At 28.9% G+C, this 21,846-nt stretch carries 18 protein-coding genes; 1 reads left to right on the top strand and 17 read right to left on the bottom strand.

All coding sequences use genetic code 11. The features are described from left to right. Positions 1 to 9 precede the first annotated feature (9 nt). The 17 genes from IR152_RS08640 to IR152_RS08720 form a co-directional block, all read right to left on the bottom strand. Positions 10 to 2,316, bottom strand: coding sequence for a glycosyltransferase (locus IR152_RS08640; RefSeq protein ID WP_227451397.1), 2,307 nt, complete (start codon positions 2,314 to 2,316; stop codon positions 10 to 12). Between the two features lie 4 nt (positions 2,317 to 2,320). Further along, positions 2,321 to 3,301, bottom strand: a complete 981-nt coding sequence (locus tag IR152_RS08645; RefSeq protein WP_227451399.1) for a glycoside hydrolase family 5 protein — start codon at positions 3,299 to 3,301, stop codon at positions 2,321 to 2,323. A gap of 304 nt (positions 3,302 to 3,605) precedes the next feature. Then, positions 3,606 to 5,354, bottom strand: a complete 1,749-nt coding sequence (locus IR152_RS08650; RefSeq protein WP_227451402.1) for a DUF4091 domain-containing protein — start codon at positions 5,352 to 5,354, stop codon at positions 3,606 to 3,608. A gap of 56 nt (positions 5,355 to 5,410) precedes the next feature. Continuing rightward, positions 5,411 to 6,220 carry a carbohydrate ABC transporter permease gene (locus tag IR152_RS08655; protein WP_227451403.1) on the bottom strand — a complete coding sequence of 270 codons (810 nt, stop codon included), beginning with the start codon at positions 6,218 to 6,220 and terminating at the stop codon, positions 5,411 to 5,413. A 15-nt stretch (positions 6,221 to 6,235) separates the two neighbouring features. Further along, positions 6,236 to 7,153, bottom strand: a complete 918-nt coding sequence (locus tag IR152_RS08660; RefSeq protein ID WP_227451404.1) for a carbohydrate ABC transporter permease — start codon at positions 7,151 to 7,153, stop codon at positions 6,236 to 6,238. A gap of 97 nt (positions 7,154 to 7,250) precedes the next feature. Next, complete coding sequence (locus tag IR152_RS08665; RefSeq protein WP_236124703.1) at positions 7,251 to 8,561, bottom strand: ABC transporter substrate-binding protein; 1,311 nt, start codon at positions 8,559 to 8,561, stop codon at positions 7,251 to 7,253. Between the two features lie 289 nt (positions 8,562 to 8,850). Then, entirely contained in the window at positions 8,851 to 9,591 is a 741-nt protein-coding gene (locus tag IR152_RS08670; protein WP_227451406.1) for an SIS domain-containing protein, read from the bottom strand. A 2-nt stretch (positions 9,592 to 9,593) separates the two neighbouring features. After that, entirely contained in the window at positions 9,594 to 10,841 is a 1,248-nt protein-coding gene (locus tag IR152_RS08675) for a PTS ascorbate transporter subunit IIC (protein WP_032511173.1), read from the bottom strand. Between the two features lie 120 nt (positions 10,842 to 10,961). Further along, entirely contained in the window at positions 10,962 to 12,080 is a 1,119-nt protein-coding gene (gene tnpB, locus IR152_RS08680) for an IS200/IS605 family element RNA-guided endonuclease TnpB (RefSeq protein WP_227451407.1), read from the bottom strand. A 789-nt stretch (positions 12,081 to 12,869) separates the two neighbouring features. Beyond that, positions 12,870 to 13,157 carry a PTS sugar transporter subunit IIB gene (locus IR152_RS08685; protein ID WP_004454867.1) on the bottom strand — a complete coding sequence of 96 codons (288 nt, stop codon included), beginning with the start codon at positions 13,155 to 13,157 and terminating at the stop codon, positions 12,870 to 12,872. A 12-nt stretch (positions 13,158 to 13,169) separates the two neighbouring features. Next, complete coding sequence (locus IR152_RS08690) at positions 13,170 to 15,089, bottom strand: BglG family transcription antiterminator (RefSeq protein WP_227451409.1); 1,920 nt, start codon at positions 15,087 to 15,089, stop codon at positions 13,170 to 13,172. Between the two features lie 349 nt (positions 15,090 to 15,438). Continuing rightward, the gene (locus IR152_RS08695) at positions 15,439 to 15,963 is read right to left on the bottom strand and encodes a hypothetical protein (protein WP_227451410.1); all 525 of its coding nucleotides are present in this window, start codon (positions 15,961 to 15,963) and stop codon (positions 15,439 to 15,441) included. A 3-nt stretch (positions 15,964 to 15,966) separates the two neighbouring features. Next, positions 15,967 to 16,464 carry a pantetheine-phosphate adenylyltransferase gene (coaD, locus tag IR152_RS08700; protein ID WP_227451412.1) on the bottom strand — a complete coding sequence of 166 codons (498 nt, stop codon included), beginning with the start codon at positions 16,462 to 16,464 and terminating at the stop codon, positions 15,967 to 15,969. Position 16,465: 1 nt separating this feature from the next. Then, positions 16,466 to 17,020, bottom strand: coding sequence for a 16S rRNA (guanine(966)-N(2))-methyltransferase RsmD (gene rsmD, locus IR152_RS08705; RefSeq protein ID WP_227451414.1), 555 nt, complete (start codon positions 17,018 to 17,020; stop codon positions 16,466 to 16,468). Between the two features lie 58 nt (positions 17,021 to 17,078). Then, a complete protein-coding gene (gene recG, locus IR152_RS08710) occupies positions 17,079 to 19,136 on the bottom strand; it encodes an ATP-dependent DNA helicase RecG (RefSeq protein WP_227451415.1) in 2,058 nt (685 codons plus the stop codon). 80 nt (positions 19,137 to 19,216) lie between these two features. Then, entirely contained in the window at positions 19,217 to 20,860 is a 1,644-nt protein-coding gene (locus tag IR152_RS08715) for a DAK2 domain-containing protein (RefSeq protein ID WP_227451417.1), read from the bottom strand. Between the two features lie 18 nt (positions 20,861 to 20,878). Beyond that, a complete protein-coding gene (locus tag IR152_RS08720) occupies positions 20,879 to 21,229 on the bottom strand; it encodes an Asp23/Gls24 family envelope stress response protein (protein ID WP_003416299.1) in 351 nt (116 codons plus the stop codon). A gap of 360 nt (positions 21,230 to 21,589) precedes the next feature. Here IR152_RS08720 and rpmB point away from each other — a divergent pair, with 360 nt between their 5' ends. After that, positions 21,590 to 21,778: a 50S ribosomal protein L28 gene (gene rpmB / locus IR152_RS08725; protein WP_003416297.1), complete on the top strand. Its 189-nt coding sequence runs from the start codon at positions 21,590 to 21,592 to the stop codon at positions 21,776 to 21,778. Positions 21,779 to 21,846 lie beyond the last annotated feature (68 nt).

Consider the following 21,846-nt stretch of genomic DNA (forward strand, 5'->3'; position numbering starts at 1 on the left):
TCATCTCTCCTAAATATATTCCATGGGTTCAAACTCATCTGTACTTTTTTCTTTCTTTTTACTAGGTTTTGAAATAACAATTGTCTTATTTTGTAATATCCAATCCATCATCTCATCTCTTAAAAAGAAATTTTGCATTACACTATCAATGTTATTCACTTTATATAAAATACCTCTTTCATCAGTTTTACCCTCACATAAATTACATTCTAGGGCAATATTTTCATTAATTTCTAATTCTATTTCTTTAGGATAAATATTTCTATTTTCAAAATTTAATAATACATATTGATAATTAAAATTTACTATTCTTAATTTACCTATATTTTTTATATCCATCTGAAAATTCATATTGATTCTTGGACTTCTTCGTGATAATGTTCTAATTTTCTCGATACGTTTTTTTACATTAATTTGCAAATCATCAAAGAAACCTAGTTGATTGGATATTGTCATTGGCAAAGTAGGTATTCTATCATGAACAATACACATCCAGTTATCTATTTCACTATCTTCAATATGTGTAATATAAGCTGCATATTTCCATTTTGAATCCACTTCAACAACATTAACAATCTTTGCCTTCATATTAGCTATATACATTTCATTTCCTGATTTTTCTCTAAACTCTACCTCAAATTCTTCTTCTGGAGAAATATATTCTGGATTTTCCAACAAAAATGCAAATCCACTTTCTGATATATCAATTGTTTTTGAAGAAAGAACATAAGAGTTTTTCTTTAACTTAAAATCAATTTCAGCAATATAACGCTCAGACTTTCTTAATTGTTGTCTTCCTGATATAAATAATGTAGCCATAACAAGATTGAAAAAATTTCCAATTAACCAAAATAGTACAACTGAATATGTCATTGAACTCATTTCAAATATTGCTATAAACATTTTTAAAATTCCTATTATAGATAACACTATATAAATAAAATAAGGTATTCCCTGTAAAAATTTATACATTTTACTTTCTTCTAATTTACTCTTATTTGTTACTGAAAATTTATTTTTGGATATTGCGAACGTTTCAAGTATTACTGCTGGCATCAAAGACTGAAACATTATAGTTTCATATATATTGCTCCATCTAGTATTTCTTATATTTTGAGAAAATATTTTAAGAGATAAACTACTTAAAATATACATTGGTAACCAAAACACCAATACTTGAAGTAATGTACATTTTACTACAATCACATTGAACACAGAAAATAAAATAGGTGCCATTATATATACAAAGCGTTTTATACTTGCATACCAATAAGTAATTGAAGAAATATAACTTATTTTCTGCCAAAATCCTAAACCTCTCCTAAACAAAATATTTAGACGTCTACCAGTTTGTATGCATCCACGTGCCCATCTTTCACGTTGCTTAATAAGACTTTTTAAATCAGTAGGAGATAAACCCGATGCATGTACTTCTGGAATAGCATAGCATCTATACCCCTTACTTTGAATTAAGATACCTGTTGCAAAATCTTCCGTAATAGAATAAGTGTAAAATCCATCAACTTCTTCCAGAGCTTCCCTTGAAATAACTGTATTACTACCACCATAAATTACAGAATTTGTCCTATTTCTAGCCAATTGAATATCTCTGTAAAAATAATCTTGCTCATTTGGAATTCTACCCTCAGAGTGCAGATTAAATTGAAACAAATCTGGATTATAAAAGCTCTGTGGGGTTTGTACAAAACCAACCTTTTCATACTCCTCTTTTTCTCCATCTTTCTTAGCCTGCTCATTTTTCAAAAAGTATGGTACTGTAGCAATCAAAAAATCATGCATTGGTATCATATCTGCATCAAATGTAGCAATCAAAGGGGAGTTTGTATGTTGCATTGCATTATTCAAATTTCCAGCTTTTGCTCCTTCTCTTTCTGTTCTAGTTATATAATTTACACCCATTTTTTCTGCTAGAATACGCATTTCTTCACGATTTCCATCATCACATAGGTATATATGTACCTTTTTCTTATCTGGATATTGCATATGTATACATCCATTTATGGTTTTTCTCACCAAATCAACAGACTCATTATATGTTGCAATAAATACATCTACATGTGGATAAAGCTCTTCACTTATAATTGGTTTTTCAGGATACTCAATATTTGACATACCATAATAATGTACAAACATTTCCATCATGCCTATTATCTCTACAAAAAGCAGTATTATAGCACATATTAAGGCAAACATACCTTCTTCTTTAGGTACTGTATAAAAAATCCTCCAAAAAATATATATGATATTCGTAATAATAGTTAAAATTATAAGTATCTTTTTTGAATTTTTCTTCATAAAATCACCTCTTTTCTATTAATGCGTTTAATGTATCTCTATCCCAAGTACCTTCAATTTGATTGTATATCCCAAATCCAGAAGCAAGTTCCCAATAAGCCCATGAAAAGTTTCGTTTTTCAGCTTCTTCTCTTACAGCTTTTATCCAAGCTTTTCTTGAAGCTTCTGGTGCCTCTTTTGTTATTCCAAATTCACCCAAGAAGACTTTTACTTTATTTTTATTTGCCCATTTTTCCACGGTATCAAACCTTTTCTTTAAATAATCCATTTGTTCATTTGTTCCTTCCCAAGTAATATCACTCAAGTGCTCAAATCCCTTATGATAGATATTTCCTTGAAATGCAAAATCATTTGGTTCATAATAGTGAAAAGAAACTATTATATTGGAATCTTTAGGAATATTTAATTCATTTAAATAATCAATTTGATAGAAATTATATGGTCCCACTATAAGTGTTCTTTTAGGATTAGTTTTTCTAATTATATTTATTGCTTCTTCAAGGTATTCATTTAGTAACTGTGAAGATAGATTTTCTTTAGGTTCATTTAATAATTCAAATACCAGTTTTTTATCATATTTTTGATACCTATTAGCTATCTGTTGCCATATTTTTAAAAACTCTTCTTTATGAACTCCTGGTTCTTTCATAATTTCCTCAAAATGATGTAAATCCAACACAACTATTAAGTCTTTATCCAATGCATAATTTACATATTCATCAATCTTTTTAAAAAATTCTTCGTCAATTTTAAAATCATTAGAATCTGACGTATAATCAGAAAACCTTACTGGTATACGTACTGTGTCAAAACCTGCATCTTTTATATCATCAAAAAACTTATTTGACATTTTTACATCCCAGGTAAAATCCTTAGGTGATTCTAGTGCATTACCTATATTTATCCCTCGTTGCATTTTAACTGTATCGCTGTTTCCTCTTATTACAAGATAAAATCCAATAAAAGCTATACTTAAAAAAAACATTATAATAATACCTATTCTTTTTATCTTACTCCCCTCCCAATAATGTTATCTTCCATATAATATTATTCAACCCCTATTATAACAAATTAAAGTACATCATGTTATATATAATTATTGTCATTTATAAACTTTATAGTGTTTATAGTTGTTTTAAAACATTAAATACAACTAAAAAAACAAAAGGATGTCTCAGAATAGGGATAAGCCTATTTTTCATTATTGAAATGATGAAAATATATTTTATTTCATACAAAAAGAGTGCCTCATGAACTAAAAAGTTCATTTTGAGACACTCTTATATTTTTTATAATCTATCTAACAACTCTAATACATATTTTTTAACTTTATCATATGCACAATTATCTAGTGAGTATCCTAGTTCTATATCTCCAAAACCTTTAATCTCAGCATTTTCTTTTTTATTTAATAATTCTTGCATAATCTCAACTTCTATATACTCTCTTCCCTTTTCTTTTTCTAACATGGTAAATAACTCAAAATCCTGTATACCAAATCTTAAATTCTCCATTCTAACACTTCTAACTGGCTTTAAATCTTTTCCAGGATAAACAAAAAACATATCTCCAGCTTTCCAAATAGGGAATTTGTAACTTGAATCTTTCCAAGGGTCTTCTGTCCATAAATTATAGTCCCATCTTAAAAATCCATCAAGACCAAAGTAATAAGTATACCACCCTATTATTCTATTTTCTACAAAAGGAGAACTTATAAAACTATTTGGTTTCTCTGGAAAACAGCATACAAACCAAGTCAATATTCCACCTTTGTCGTTGATTTTTTTCTTTAGATTTTCTATATCTTTATAATTTTGGATAGTAAGTTTTAAATTTATTGACATATCATCAATTTCATCTTTAGCTCTATCTAAAAAATTTTGGTCGTGAGTTGCTGATTTATATTTAACTCGATGAGTGCTTACAGTAGAATTTATAAATTCTATACACTCTTTGACTACTTCTGGATTATTTGGTTCATCAGCTATAATCCTTACTCTATCCCATAATCCACATTCTATTAAATGATTTAACACTAATCCTATATATTCTTTTAAATCATTTGTATTATTTATAAATTTAAATACTTTATCACTTTCATCAAAATATCTTACTCTTATAGGGTCCTTATATCCTTCTACAGGGTTTCCAAACTCACCAGCACACCAATTACCTAATAGACCAAATAAATCTATCTCCTGAGCCATTTTATACTTATCAGCTATACTTATATACTTATCCATACTATCAAAGTTACATTTAATCTTTCCATCTAAACCTTTTGATACACTTACCATGTTATATTCATATAAGTTCGATGGATTTTTATAAACTTTATAACAACTTTGTCCTGCCCATGGATAATCTGAAACTATAACTGTTGCAACTTTTTCTCCTAAATAAGCCAGTTCTTTTAAATAGTTGTCGATTATTTCAAAATGGATATCAGACCATAACTCAACTTTATACATTCTAGCTAAACAACTTGGATGTTGCCATAAATCTAAAAAGAATTTACTTTCATCCAAAGGCTTTAATACAACATTTTTTACCTCTACAGGAATATCAATTGTACAAACTTTTTCTTCATCTTCATATCCAAAGCTTTTAAATATATCAATACCTATATTAAAGTTATTTTCTTCAAAATCTTCTGGTACTTTACCTTCAATCCAAAATGTTTGAGGTAAATATTGCTCTACTAATATATCTTTATCCCTTAAGATAGCATCATTTACAAATGCTTTTGTGTCATCTTGAACATATCCTAATATATTTATACTAAAATTATTTTCTAAGCTATTAGACACATTTAATGCTAATCTTACTCTATTTCCCAGACCTTTCCATGATATAGCATTGCTTTTATCAATTGTACAATTAAATTCTTCTGTTGCTTTTAGCATAATTTGAAATGCAAATTTTTCACCTTTAGCTACTACAATATCTAAATCCTTAGCTTCCCAAGTTTCAGACTCCATAACAGAATATTTATTGTGTTTGAATGTGCAATCTTTCAGTACATATGAAATTTCCATAGTTTAAATTCCTCCATATTTATACAATTTTATTCTATATTTTAAAATCGAACTATTTAACCTTTTATACCAGATAAAGACACTCCTTCAACAAATTTACTTTGTAAAATCAAATAGAAAATAAATGGAGGTAAAAATGTTATTGTCGCTCCTGCCATCATTTGTCCATAATTAGTTATCTGGAATGTTTTAAGAGTAGATAATCCAACTGTTAATGTCCTCATTGCATCTTTAGTTGTTGCTATAAGAGGCCACATAAACTCATTCCAAGCTCCCATAAAAGTAAATATTGCTAGTGTAATTAATGCCGGCTTAATTAGAGGTAATACTATTTGTATTAAAATCCTAAAGTCTGAACAACCATCTATTTTTGCTGATTCTAATAGCTCTTTTGGTACTCCTAAAATAGCTTGCCTCATTATAAATACACCAAATGCAGTTGGTATTGGCATAATAAGTGCAAGATAACTATTTATCCATCCTAAGTGCTTCATTATTATATAAAGTGGTATCATTGTAACTTGAGATGGTATAATTAAAGTCATTATCATAAATAAGAATAACTTATCACTACCTTTAAAATCCATCTTCGCAAAAGAATATCCTGCTAATGTACTAAATACTAAATTTAATAATACACCTGAAAAAGATACTATCGCTGTATTTAAAAAATATTGTACAAATCCTTTTTTAGTAAAGATATCTATATAGTTTTGAAGAGTTACTGTTGAAAAAGATATATCCAAACTATATGAGTTGTATGTTATCTTTAATGATATTATCAACATGTATATAAAAGGTACTAAACTTGCACATGCTATAAATAAAAGTAAACCATCACTCAATAATCTTCTTGTTGTTTTCATATTATACCTACCTTTCTAAAAATCTGAATTGTCTCGTTTTACAAGCTTGTTTTGTAAAATCGAAACTACTGCTATTAACAAAAACAATACGTTTGCTACAGTCATTGCATATCCAGAATTAAAGTTTTTAAAGTTTAAGTTAAATGCATGCATAACTATACTCATAGTAGATATACCTGGACCTCCACCTGTCACAGTATAAACTAGGTCAAATACTTGTAATGACCATATCGAACCTAAAAATACAACCATTATTGTAGTTGGTTTCAATAAAGGTACAGTTATTTTTATAAATTCTTGAAATTTTGTAGCTCCGTCAACCTTAGCCACTTCATAACAGTGCTTTGGTAAATTCATTATAGCTGAAATATAAATTACCATAAAATATCCTATATTTTTCCACATGGATATAAACATAAGCGTAGGTAATGCTGTCTTACTATCTCCTAAAAGTTTAGATGACTCTATTCCAAAAGTACCCAATATCTGATATATAATGGAACCTTCCCCATTCAATAAAGCCCTCCATACCATACCTATCAAAACCATAGATGATAATACTGGTATAAATATAGCACCTTTAGCAAATGAAGCTATTTTGCTACTTCCTTTTCCTGTAATCCAAACTGCCAAAATCAATGATAAGATAGTTTGGCAAGGTACTACAACAACAGTAAATTTAATAGTATTCATAATGGATACTTTTAATATTTCATCTGTAAATAATTTCTTATAGTTTTCTAAACCTATAAAGGTAGCTGGGCTAATAATATTATACTTTGTAAAACTAAAGTATATTGACATTATTATTGGTAGCACATAAAATGACACCAAAATTATTCCTAATGGCAATATATACATATACGGTTTAATATTTAATTTTATTTTTTTCCTTTTTGAATTCTCTTCAAAATCTCTAACTAAGTTTTCCATTTTATCCTCTCCAATATAAATATTAGCATTGTATTTATAAATACAATGCTAACTTTAATCTGTAAACTACTTTACAACATATTACAGCTTTAAACTTTTATTGTGCTAATAAATCGTTTGAATATTTTGCAGCATCATCTAATGCTTGCTTTGGAGTTTTATCTCCCGAAATCATAGTTTGAAGCTCTTTCCATAAATATTCATATATTTCAACTCCATGAGGACCTACTACCAGTGGTCTATATACATCTTTGTCATTTTCTACCATTTCCTTGAATCTTTCATCACCTTGGTACGGTTCACCTTTTGTTATTGGTGCTCTTGGTATTGATTTATGAAACTCTGTCATTGATTCAACACTCAACATATGTTGTATTAACTTGTATGCAAGTTCTTTATTTTTCGCTGTTGACATTAAAGATAAATGGTCTACTGCTCCAAAAGTTGCTGCTTTTTTATCTTCTAGCCCAGTTACAAATCCCCAATTTAAGTCTGGGAATGATTCATCAAATACGCTTGTTGCAGCAGAAGATAGCATTACTGTAAATGCTGCTTTTCCTGGTCCAAATACACTTTCTATCATTTCATTACTATCTTTGGATAAAGAATCTTCAGGCACATATGCTTGTAATTCTTTTAAGAAATTAGCTGCTTTTAAACCACTCTTATCATTAAACTTAACTGATTTTAAATCATCATTAAATATATCTCCACCAGCTTGCCATAAATAAGGATACCAGTTCCAGTTTAAATTACCAAAAGTTTTAGCTCCCCATCCTTGAGCCAATCCCCATTGGTCTACCTTTCCGTCACCATCAGTATCCTGTGTTGCTTTTTTACAAATTCTTTTAAAGTCTTCCCATGTTTTAGGAGGTTTTTCTCCTATTTTATCTAAAATATCCTTGTTATAGTATAATACACCTGGATTTGCTGCTTGGAATGGCATACCATACATTCCACCCATCATTTCAGATGTTTTTATATAAATAGACTGTTCTTTATCTTCTTTAGTTGCATAGTTAGTTAAATCTTCTACTGCTCCATTTTCTATAAACTGTGGATACATTTCTGCATACATATATCCTACATCTGGACCTTCACCAGCACTTATGGCTGTTGCAAATTTTTCTGAATAATTATCCCAAGGAATTATCTGTAAATCTACTTCACAGTTATTTTTTTCCTCAAATTTATCTAAAATAGGGTCCCAAACTTCCTTCATATTATTTTCTACTGGTGGCATCCAAAGAACTAGCTTTTCTTTTTTGCCATCCTTTTTTGAATCTTTTCCATTTCCACTTGAACACCCTGTTATAAGTGTTGTAGTCATAATTGCCACCATAGCTAGTGAACATAACTTTTTTAATATACCCACTTTTATTCCCTCCATTTTATTTTCTTTTTTCATTATAATTCTACATATTTTTATTCCATTTAAAATATTATCAAAGCATGTATTTATTGTCTAATCAGTTTTTTCTATTTACTTTTTTTTAATATAGTTTTTTTCTATGACAACGTTTACAATATTTCTAACGGATATTTTCCAATCTATTTTCACATATTTTAAAATTAATTACTCATATTTTTCAATACACAACAATAAAAGCTGTAGATTCTTACCTACAGCTTTTAAGTGATAGTACTTATTTATATTATTAATATGTTTTAAAATTTATTAAAATACTTTCCTTGCCTTAGTATTCATAGTGAATTACACCTTTATATTCATTAAAAATATCCTTATTTAACTCATCTCCGCCATCTATATTGGCACTATAGAAAATTGGTGGATTCTTTAATCCTCTATTAACTAATTCCTGAGTAACTTGAGCTATAATAGAATTCATCACAGTAGTTGCTATTACAGTAGAAGTTGGACTAACTCTTTGATTTAATCCATCTATTTCTACACAGGCATCTCCCTTTTGACCATGATTATCAATTACTAAATCGCATACTTCATAAAGATTTTTTCCTGAAGAATGTCTTGAAGATACGCTTTTTGAGTAACTTAAATTAGTTATACATATTACTATTGCCTTATTTTTTTTAGCTTCCATAGCAAACTCTATACTTACTGGATTTCTACCAGATACTGAATGAACTATAACTACATCTCCTTTTTTAATTGGAGTCTTATCAGCCAAAGCTATACCATATCCTTCGAGTCTTTCCATCTTGCTGGTATGAGTTATAGGTGCTGTATCTAACATTAGAGATTTTGCAAATACTGGATTTATAAGGACACATCCACCTGCTCTATAGAATAATTCTTCTGTTAGTATTCCTGCATGTGAAGCACCAAATGAAAATATAGCCTTTTTGTTTTCTATTGCTTCAACAAGGATTTGTACTGCTTTTTCCATATTGACTCTTTCTTCATTTTCTATTACATCAATTAATCTTCTTATCTCATCTATGTATTTAAATTTCATATCTATAATATTCCTCCAAATAATGAACCTATAAACTTACTGATTATACCAAATAATGAAAGGTCATTACCTCCAAATATTAGTATCCAATTTTGAATAGTTCCTGAGTAAATTACAGCAGATATTCCTACTAAAACTACCATAAATATTGCAGCTATAGCTGTACCTATTATAGCTCCACGTATACCACCTTGTGATTCTCCTATTACTGCTGCTGCTCCACACTCAAAGAAGGAAGTTATAACAAGTGGTATAAGTAACAAATTAAATACATTAAAGTAGTTACATATTAAAATCATAGCTGTAGATGTTAGCATAGCAACTAAGAATCCTATTAATACAGCATTTGGCTTATAGTTAAATAATATTGGACAGTCAAAAGCGGGTAGTGCATTCGGTACAACTTTTTCTGATATTCCTTGGAAGGCTGGCATTATTTGATTTATTAACATTCTTACCCCATGAAGCATTATTATAAGACCTGCTCCAAAAGAAAGACCTTGCTTTATTGCATACGTTCCAATAAACTCATTACTATCTTTAAACGCACCTGGTATTACTATCCCAACAACTATAAACATTAAAAACACTGCCATTCCACCACTTATAGATATTTCTCTAAAAAATGATAAACTTTGAGGTATGTTTATATCTTCTGTAGATTTTTCTTTATTTCCTACTAATTTAGCAACAAATCCTGATATAAGTGCTAAACAACCAGATGGATGACCTAATGTAAAAGAATCATCTCCTATAACATCAAACACGTATTTTCTTAATAACCAAGGCATTATTGACCAATAGAGTGCTGATAATACTGCTGCAAAAGCTATTAATACTCCACCATTTAATCCAGCTTCAACTCCTGAAGCTACAAATATGAATGGGAACCAATAAAGCATGTGACCTGTTAAGAAGATTGTCTTAATAGGAGTAAATCTTGCTATCATTAGGTGAATAGCTAAACCCGCAAACATTGCTAAACCTATAATTCCACCATAACTTGCAGTAAAAGTAACATCACTTAAACCTTTTGTTACTGCACCACCACTTATACTTTGGAAAGCTCCATTAATTGGTGCTATTGAACTAACTAACATACCTGTTCCAGTCTCCATAATTATAATTCCGAAAGCTGCAAGTAGTGACCCCTTTATAACATCAGATGCTTTCTTCTTCTGTAGTACAAGACCAAATGCTGCTATTAATCCAATTAACATAGATGGATTACGTAAAATATTATTTGAAATAAACTGAACCTCCCATGACTAAAGTCACAGGGTTCCTGCTTCATAGAATTTTGCATACTAAAATATGTCCTACTAATTCTCCACAGGCTATCCCCGTAGTTCCTACGGTTCTTACATAAGTTATTTATTTTGAATTGTTATTAGTCTTAATCCTTCTTTTAATATATTTATACTTGCATTTATATCTCTATCGTGAGTTTCATTACAACTAGGACAAATCCATTCTCTTATATTTAAGTTCTTCACTTCCTCGTTTTTATACCCACATTTATTGCATATTTGTGAACTTGCAAAGAATTTACCTACCTTTACAATTTGTCTACCATGCCAATTAGCTTTGTATTCTAATTGACGAATAAACTCTGACCATGACACATCAGAAATTAAGCGAGATAGTTTATGATTTTTAATCATATTCTTTACTTGTAAATCTTCTATGCAAATAATATCATTCTCTTTTATTAATTTAGTAGATAGTTTTTGTAGAAAATCCTTTCTTTGATTGGCTATATGTTCTTGAAGTCCTGCAACTTTTAATCTTGCTTTATTTCTATTTAAACTATCGATTGTTTTTCTCGATAATTCTCTTTGTAATTTAGCAAGTTTGTTTAATGACTTCTTAAGATACTTAGGATTTTCTATAAATTCTCCACAACTTGAGATACAAAATTCTTTAATTCCTAAATCTAAACCTATCTGATTATTAGTATTTTCAAATACTTCAATATCTACATCAGTACAGCATAATGATACATAATATCTACCACTTGGTTCTTTAGATATAGTAGCATTAAGTATTCTCCCTTGAGGTACTTGTTTATCCCTTATCTTAACCATACCAAGTTTAGGTAGTTTTATATGTTGACCACAATACATAATGTTTCCATTTGTAAAGTTAGTTTTATATGAAAATCTATTAATTTTCTTTGATTTAAATTTAGGAAATCCTGCTTTTTCTTTAAAGAATTTTTTATATGCATTATCTAAATCTTTTAAGGCGTTTTGTAGTGAAAATTTGTCAGGTTCCTTAAGCCATTTTAATTCTTTTTTTAAATTGGTCAAATCAGAACTACACTGTTTATAAGTAAAAGTTTCTTTATCGTTTTTATAAACTTCTATTCTTTTAGCAAGATATTTATTATATACAAATCTACAACATCCAAAAGTTTTGTTAATTAACTCTTGTTGTTTTTTATTTGGATACATTCTAAACTTATAAGCTTTTTCCACTGCTATCACCTCACTTTAATTGTTTTTTGATACACTTTTTAATGATTTTATCATATTTAATATATTATATAATGCTGTAGTGAATAATTTATTAATCACCTATAATAATGTTAACAAATGTAATTATTTAAAACAATTATTTAGAAGGTTTTATATTTAATTTTAAATAACATATTTAAGAACCGTAAGTCTTAACTTTTATCATTTTTGAGGTTGTCGTTCACATAAGTTCGCTACTACCTATGCAGTTCTCTTATGAACTTCTTACACTTTCACATAAGCACAGACTATATCTTATCCTTCGGCATTATCCGTTAAGGTCTACCCACTTCCACTACCAATAGCTTGTAGTGTACTTCCCTCAAGAGGAATAGTCGTTGAAGTTTCTCCTATTCGGAGTTTACCTGCTGATTGCCCATTTTAAAGTACTTAGGGTTTAACCTTATACCATCTAACCAATTTTTTCTACTTTCGTAACTTTCACACTTAGGTTTATTTCATCCTTATGTTTTAGTTTGATTAGCTTTAGGGGTTTCCAGCAATTCAAGTAGTATTGGATAGGTTCTATCCTATCTCTACATATAGGTTTCCCTATATGCTGACTATTTTAGCTACTAACTCATGACTAAAGTCACGAGTGTGCGTAGCTATTTTTTAATCAAGCATTATATTTTTTAGTGATAGGTCAACTGTTTAAGTTTTCTACCACTAAATCCCTCCTCTCTTTCTTACTATTTTTGAATTTAGTAAGTTTTTATTTTATTCTGATTAACTTAAATTTACTTTTTAAAACTTATACTATTTCTTATCATTTTTATCACTTAAAAAAGTTTGAACAACTTCTGTGACTTCTGCTAAATCCATGTACTTTTTAACTGGATATACATCTACATTACAAGTTCCTTTTAATTCATTTAACAATTCTTGACTTGTGAATATACAGTCACAATCAGCACCTCTAGCTGAATTTATATCTGTATTTTCTACTTCACATTCTATACCTAACTGCTTTAGAGCCTTTTGTATTGTCATTTTTAATACCATTGATGAACCTACACCAAAACCACATACTGCTAATATCTTCATTTTTCATTCCTCCTAATTTTGCTTATTTATAAGTTCTAGTATTGAACTTTTATCACCATTAATTATTAGTTTTACATTTTCTTCCTCGTACATCATCTCTGATAGTGATGCTAATGCTCTAATGTGAGTAGTGTTATCTACAGCAGCTAATACCATAAATATATTTACTGGTTTTCCTAATAAATCAATTTCATCTTCTACTATAAGTAAAGACATAGCAAGCTTGTTTACGCCCTCTTTAGAACTTGCATGTGGTAGAGCAAATCTATCAGCCAAAACAATATAAGGTCCATATTTCTCAACTGACTTTATCATATTTTCTATATATAACTCTTCTATAGAATTATCTTCTAACAATGGCTTTGAAGCTATTTTTATTGCTTCTTTCCAATCTTTAACATTTCTTATTATGTTGACCCTTTCTGCATTAATTAATTCCTTTAACATCGGTTGATACATCTCTCCTTCATCTATCTTATGTATTATGTTTAATAAATCAGCTTTTAGTGCTTCTTCATTATTAATAACTCCATTTTTTCTTATTGCTTGCATTATTAGTTCAAGATTGAAATACTTCTCATTTTCTTTTACACTTATGAGTTTGTTCATAAGTAATTGAATATCTGATGCTGTTAAAAGAGGATTTACAACTATTACATTACTTATGTTTTGTATGTTTATAGTCGTAATTATGTAATCATAGTATACATTTACATCTTTTAGTTGCTTAATAGATACTATACCGACTATTTCTATAGTTGGTATGTATTTGTATAGTTGTATTTCCAAACTCTTTGATACCATAAGACCATTAGGGCAAACCAGTAATACTTTATTTCTTCTTAGGCCATTGTCCCTAGACCCTCTTAAGTATCCTCCAAAATACGCTGCTATAAATCCTATCTCTTCTTCCCTTATTCCCTCAAATACAGGAAACTCTTCTTCATTTTCTATAATTGATTTTATAATTTTATAAAGTGACTTATGTTTATACTTAGTCTCATCTAACATAGGGTTGCTAATAGGGAACTTAAATCTTATCCTATTATAAGAAGAATTTAGATGCCTTAAAATATTTTTCTTAAACTCATGTTTACTTTCTAATTTTATTGCTGTATTCACTTCAAACTTGTCTATAAGTTTATCTACATATTCTTCAACAACATCTTCCTTAACTTCACTATTTAAGCTGGGAAGTGAACTTATGTAAGTGCATATATAGGCTTGTTCATTTTCATTAGCTTCTTCACATAAAAGTTCTTTACAATTACTAAAGTAACTAATTTTTTTAGCTTCATTTAGATATTTATATGAGTATAATGTTTTCCCATCCCTTATCCTTTTATTTAGAAATTCCACAAACTTAGTTAGATTTAATAAAGAATAATCAGTAAGTTTTATATGTCCTTTTGTGTCGAAACTACTTACTTCCTTACTTATAGAATTAATTTCCAGTACATTTTCTTGAACAATTATCAGAAACAGCTCTCTAATAACGTATTCATCACCTATAATTTTGTACTTTCCCTTATACTCTAATCTTAATCCCATTGTTTGAAGGTATTTTTTTACATCAGTTATTGTTTGTACTACTGTGTTTTTTGAAAGCAACATTTCATTTGTTAGCTTTTCTATTGATATTTTTTCACCAAGTAATATTTTGTTTAATATAAAAGTTTTTCTATAGTCACTATCTAAAAATTTATCTTCTTCAGCTGAAATTATTTTTCTTGCATTACCTAAGTTACCTTCAAATATAAATTTGTGTTTTACATTTTTTATATTACCACTTTTTCCTAGTTGTTTATTTATAGCTAGGATATCGTAATAAATAGTTCTTTTTGATACGTCAAACTTTTCTTGTAGTTCTTGTGATGTTACATTGTTATTTTTAATAATAAAATCTAATATTTTTTTAGCCCTCTCCTTCATACTACCTCCTTAATTTTATTATCTACATTTTACATATATAATGCCATACCAAATAATTGCACATGATTTAATATTATTTTATAAATTTGCACAATTTAACTCTAATCTAAAAGATATATAATTCTAAAGGTATTTAAAAATGTGAAAATGACCCATATCATTTATACAAAGAAATAAGCTAATTTTAACAAATAAAAAATTAAACTCTCTTAACCAGTATCAAAAAACAAGATATAATTAATATAAAAAAACAAGATTAATTAGCAAATAATTTCTATAATAAAAGAGAGCTCTCACACATCAATTTAGAATTTTTTGTGCAACAGCTCCGTTTTTATTCATTTAAAATTTATTTTTTAGGTCTAAGCTCATCCTTATCTCTTTTTACTTCTTCTAATATTTCTTTCAAATTGTACTCAACACTAGAAAGCACATCTTCCGCATACTCAATCGACCCAATTCTTATCTCATTGGCTATTCTCTCGGCTCTATCAACTATATCCTTAGCTCTTTGGTCTGCTTGAACAACAGGTTCACTAGATTCTACATATGCCTTTACTACATCTTCGGAATTTTTCTTTAATTCTTCTATATTTTCTTGATATTCTTGTTGTATTCTCTCAGCTTCTTTTTTCGCTTGTTCAACTATATTTGTAGCATCTTGCTTAGCTTGACTTATTATTTTATTTCTTTCTTTATTAATCCATACTGCCTGTGTTACTTCTTCTGGTATTAAAGTTCTTATATCATTAATTATTGCCAAAACTTCGTCTTTATCTACTGTGCATTTATGTGAGAAAGGAATTGTAGAAGCACTTCTAAATATCTCCTCTAACTGCTCAAATAGTTCAACCATTTCTAAATCTATCTTCATGTATCAATTACCTCCACTAGTTTTTTTCTTTAATTCTTCCAAAACAATCTTTGGAACCAAATTTTTTATATCAGCATCAAAGAGCAAAACCTCTTTTATTAAAGATGAACTTATAAATGAATATTTTGTACAACTTGGTAAAATTATAGTCTCTATATCTGGATTAAGCTCTCTATTCATATGCGCCATTTGAAGTTCATAGTCAACATCAGCACCACTTCTCACACCTCTAACTAGTGCTCCAATCCCATTTTCTTGACAGTAATTTATTAACAAACCATCAAAAGTCACAACTTTTATATTATTTAAATGGCTTGTACTTTTTTCTATAAGCTTTACTCTTTCATCAAAGCTAAATAGACCCTTTTTATTAGGATTATTTAATACTCCTATTTGTAATTCGTCAAATAACTTCGAAGCCCTGCAAATAATATCTAAATGTCCATTAGTAATTGGGTCAAAGCTTCCTGCAAATATAGCTTTTCTAAGTTTATTTTCCATATTACTCCTCCATCTTGTAAAAAGTTAATGTAGTATTTCCATATTTCTTATCTCTAGTTTTCTCTAATTTACATATTTTATCTGGAAATAAATCATTAGTATCATGTTCTACAACTATTATTCCATCTTCGTTCAATAGATTGGAATTATCAATTTTTTTAATAGCTTCTATAAACATATTTTTATAATATGGAGGGTCCATAAAAATTATGTCAAACTTACTATTTTGCAATTTAAGTTTATCTATGGCAGTTTTAAAATCAAGGTTTAAAATAATACTTTCATTTTCAACTCTTGCCTTTTTTATATTAGACTTAACAATATTTATACTTTCCTTACTGATATCTACAAAAGTACATGCCTTGGCACCTCTAGATAAGCACTCTATTCCTAAAGAGCCAGTCCCAGCAAATAAATCCAGAACTTCACTTTCCATTATATATGAATTTATCATATTAAATAGAGACTCTTTTACCCTATCTGTAGTTGGTCTTACATCTTCATTTTTTGGAGTATTTAGTTTCAATCCTCTCGCTTTTCCTGAAATTACTCTCAATATGACAATCTCCCTTCAGCACATTATTACATTAGTAATATTTTAACATAATTTAAAATTAATTTAATGAAATTTCTTTCAATGTATCTTTGAATTTATCTATAATTTCTTTTTTGAGTGCCATGTTTTCTTTTAATTGTAGATTATTATCTTCACCCAATATATAGCGAGCTTCTTGCTGTGCTAACTTCAATATTTTTATATGCTTAAACAGGTTTGCTACCTTAAGTTCTGGAAGACCATGTTGCCTTGTCCCAAAAAATTCTCCAGGACCTCTTATTTCTAAATCTTTCTCTGAAATCTTAAAACCATCATTGGTCTCTTCCATTATAGCCATTCGTTGCCTACATACATCTGTTTTAGAATCATAAATTAGTACACAATACGATTTATAACTACCTCTTCCAACCCGACCTCTAAGTTGATGTAATTGTGCAAGTCCAAATCTCTCTGCATTTTCTATTATCATTAATGTCGCATTTGGCACATTGACACCGACTTCTATAACCGTTGTTGAAACTAAAATATCTATTTCTTTATTTTTAAAACGTCCCATTACTTCGTCTTTTTCACTTGACTTCATTTTACCATGAAGCAACCCAAGCCTTAAGTCATGGAAATATTCAGCTCTTAATTCCTCAACAAGTTCAACAGCTGATTTAGCTTCTATAGCTTCACTTTCTTCTACCAAAGGACATACAATATACACCTGTCTTCCTGATTCAACCTCTCTTCTTACAAGGTTGTTATATGCTCTATCTCTCTTACTTTTTTCAATAGCAAGCGTTTCTATTGGCTGTCTTCCTGGAGGAAGTTCATCTATAATAGAAATATCTAAATCTCCATAAAGTATAAGTGCTAAGGTTCTCGGTATTGGCGTTGCTGTCATTACCAGTATATCTGGATTTGCACCTTTCAATGAAAGTTTACTTCTTTGCATAACACCAAATCTATGCTGTTCATCCGTTATAACTAAACCAATTTTATTAAATTCAACCTTATCTTCAATTAGTGCATGTGTACCTATCAATATATCAATTTCATTATTTTTTATTTGTTCTAATACTGTATCCTTTTGCTTTTTTGTAAGACTACCTATTAGTAGACCTACATTTATTCCAAAATCTTTTAGAGACTCAGTAAGCGAAATGTAATGTTGCCCTGCTAATATCTCTGTAGGAGCCATCAAAGCACCTTGATAACCATTTAAAACACAATTTGCAAGTGCTAAGAGAGCTACTACTGTCTTACCACTCCCTACATCACCTTGAACCAATCTATTCATTATTTTCTCTGAATTCATATCTTGTATAATTTCATCTAATGCTCTATTTTGAGCTTTAGTCAGTTTAAATGGTAAAGCACTCATTATTTTTTTTAAATCTTTACTTGTTTCAAATTTTATTCCATTTTCTTTATTTCTTCCACTTTTAAATACAAACAACCCTAGTTGTAGTATAAGTAACTCTTCAAATACAATTCTATATAAAGCTATCTTTAATGATTCTTTATTAATTGGTGAATGTATATTTCTAACAGCAAAATCTATACTACATAACCTATATTTCTCTATAATTCTCTGTGGCATATATTCTTGTATAATTAAGTTTTTATCTTCAAGCACTGTTCTAATTATACTCATAATTTCTTTATTTGTAACACCATATGTAAGCTGGTACACAGGCATAAATCTACATGTATTCTTAGGTGAATTAGTAAGATATTCTAATTCACATGATGTAAGTTCTAAATAATTAAATTTTTTCTTAACCTTCCCAAAAACTAATATTGAATCTCCTGGACGAAATGTATTTTTTATATAGCTCTTATTAAAAAATACTAATTTAGCTAAGCCTGTCTCATCTTTTACATCAATTTTTGTTAAAGTCATACCTTCTTTTGGACTAAATGTATTTATACTTGATATTACTGCTTTTATTGTAACTTTCTCATTATCCTCTAATTGTGCTATTTTCTTTAGATTGTTTCTATCTTCAAATTGTCTTGGAAAATAATACAATAGGTCTTTTAATGTAAATATACCCAATTTATTTAGCTTATCTGCTTTTTTAGGTCCTATTCCTTTAACATATTGAACATCTTTATATAAATCCAACAAATATATCACCTACTACACAAAAATCCTGTACAACCAATTTTATAAAAGCTACTTGGTCATACAGGTTCTTATAATCATTATTCAACTGAAATTAAGTAATAATAAAGAGGTTGTCCTCCATAATATAACTCTACATCTACATCTTCAAATTTTTCTTCTAAAGAAGTACGTAGTTCATTTGCTTGAGATTCTGTAACATCTTCACCAAAGAATAATGTTATTATAGCAGTATCTTCATCAACCAGCTTTTCAATAAGGTTTGATGTTACCTCATCCACATAATCTCCTGCTGATAATAAATTCCCTTCTGCAATTCCAATTATATTACCTTCTTTAACATCAATTTCATTCATCACTGTATCCCTAACAGCAAAAGTTACTTGACCTGACTTAACTGAGTTTAAAGCGTTCATCATAGCTTCTTTATTTTCATCTTCGCTTAATTCTCCATTAAAGGTTACTAATGCAGCAAATCCTTGAGGTGTGTTTTTTGTAGGTACAACTATTATATTTTTATCGCTCAATTCTTTAGCCTGATTAGCGGCCATTATTATATTGCTGTTATTTGGGAAAATAAATATGTTTCTAGCATTTATATTCTTTATGGCATTCATAAAGTCTTCAGTACTTGGATTCATAGTTTGACCACCTTCTATTATATGGTCAACTCCAAAATCTTTAAATATATTTGCCAATCCTTCACCCATAGAAGTAGCTATAAATCCAAACTCTTTTTCTTCCTCTAAATTTTCACTACCATTTTCTTTCTTTTCTTCTACATCTAATAATGTATTTTCATGTTGTAACTTCATATTTTCTATTTTTATAGTTAATAACTGACCGTACTTTAGAGCTTCTTGAAGTACATTTCCTGGGTCATTAGTGTGTACATGTACCTTTATGACTCCATCATCTCCAACTACTGCTAGGCTATCACCATAAGCCATCATTATATCTCTTATTTTAGTATCTTCTATTTTAGAACTTTCTAGTATAAATTCTGTACAGTAGCAATATTTTATATCATCCGTGCTAGTAGTACTTTTTGCAAAGTCCATGCTTGCTGAAATATTAGTATCTAAGTCAGCATTTTTTATTTCTATATTATCGCCTTTTATAGAAGCTAACATTCCTTCATATATAAGTACAAGACCCTTTCCACCAGAATCAACTACACCAGCTTCTTTTAAATTTTTTAGAAGGTCTGGAGTTCTTTCTAGTGAAGAATTAGATTCCTTCACAAGCATACTTAAAAACCTTACTATATCTTTCTCTTTTTTTGCAGTTTTTATTGCAAACTCTCCACTCTCTCTAACTACAGTAAGTATAGTTCCTTCAATTGGTTTTATTACAGCTTTATATGCTGTATCTGAACCATTTTTAAAAGCTTTTGCTAAATCTTCTGTTGATAATTTACTTTTTCCTTCTATAGATTTAGCTATACCTCTGATTATTTGTGAAAGTATAACTCCTGAGTTTCCTCTAGCTCCCATTAAAGAACCTTTAGACAATGCTTTTCCGATATCTGATATATTATCATTTTCCACTTTTGCTAATTCTTTTAAGGCATAAGATATTGTTAATGACATATTAGTTCCTGTATCTCCATCTGGTACAGGGAATACATTTAACTTGTCAACTAAATCTTTATTGTTTTGGAGATTGTTTGCACCTGAAATAAACATCTCTCTTAACCTTTTACCATCTATATACTGAATCATTTGTTTCCTCCTATGAAATTACTTAACTCTTATTCCTTGTACATTAATATCAATTCTAGTAACTCTTACGCCAGTCATTTTTTCAACTACATATTTTACCCTATCTATTATATTATTGGCAACAGTAGATATATTTGTACCATATTGTATTATAACATAAAGTTCTATTGCTATGGCATCTTCTTCTACTTCCTCAACTCTAACACCTTTAGTGGCATTCTCACCTTTTAATAACTCTACTATTCCTTTAGACTTATATGCTAAACCTACTAAGCCATAACTTTCCATTGCAGCTCTATATACGACTTGAGCTATTACTTGATTATCTATTTCTATACTTCCATATTGATTCGTTACCTTTGCACTCATGGTTGACCCCCTTAAGCTTATTTTTATTAAAAACATTTCTTAATTTATTTTTTACTATTTTTACTTATTTATTATATAAAATTATAATCATATCATACTATAAATATGGTATAATTTAAACCTAGAAAAGTTTTTGGATAAAATTTCTTCTATAGTATATATATTCAAAGAAAAATAACAATTATTTTCCAAATATATTTACTTTATATAAAATTATATATATAATTTTATATGATAATAAGAAATTCTTCAATATGTGTAAGGCAAATATATATTTCTATTGCAAATTTTTGTTATTTATGATAATATAAATATGTTTTTAGTCTTTAAATAGTTATCATTTTAAGGAGGTGTGCGTAGATGGCAAAAGTATGTAGCGTATGTGGTAAAGGTAAAGTTTCTGGAAACCAAGTATCACACTCAAATAAACATAATAAAAGAACATGGTCAGCTAACTTAAGAAGCGTAAGAGCAATTATAGATGGAGCTCCTAAGAGAGTAAAAGTTTGTACTAGATGTTTACGTTCTGGTAAAATTGAAAGAGCTTAGTAACCACGTTTAAAAGCCTACTTCCGTAAGTAGGCTTTTTAATTTAATCATTTTTGCTCTTTCTCATG

The organism is Clostridioides sp. ES-S-0108-01, from assembly GCF_020662285.1.
Lineage (GTDB): Bacteria > Bacillota > Clostridia > Peptostreptococcales > Peptostreptococcaceae > Clostridioides.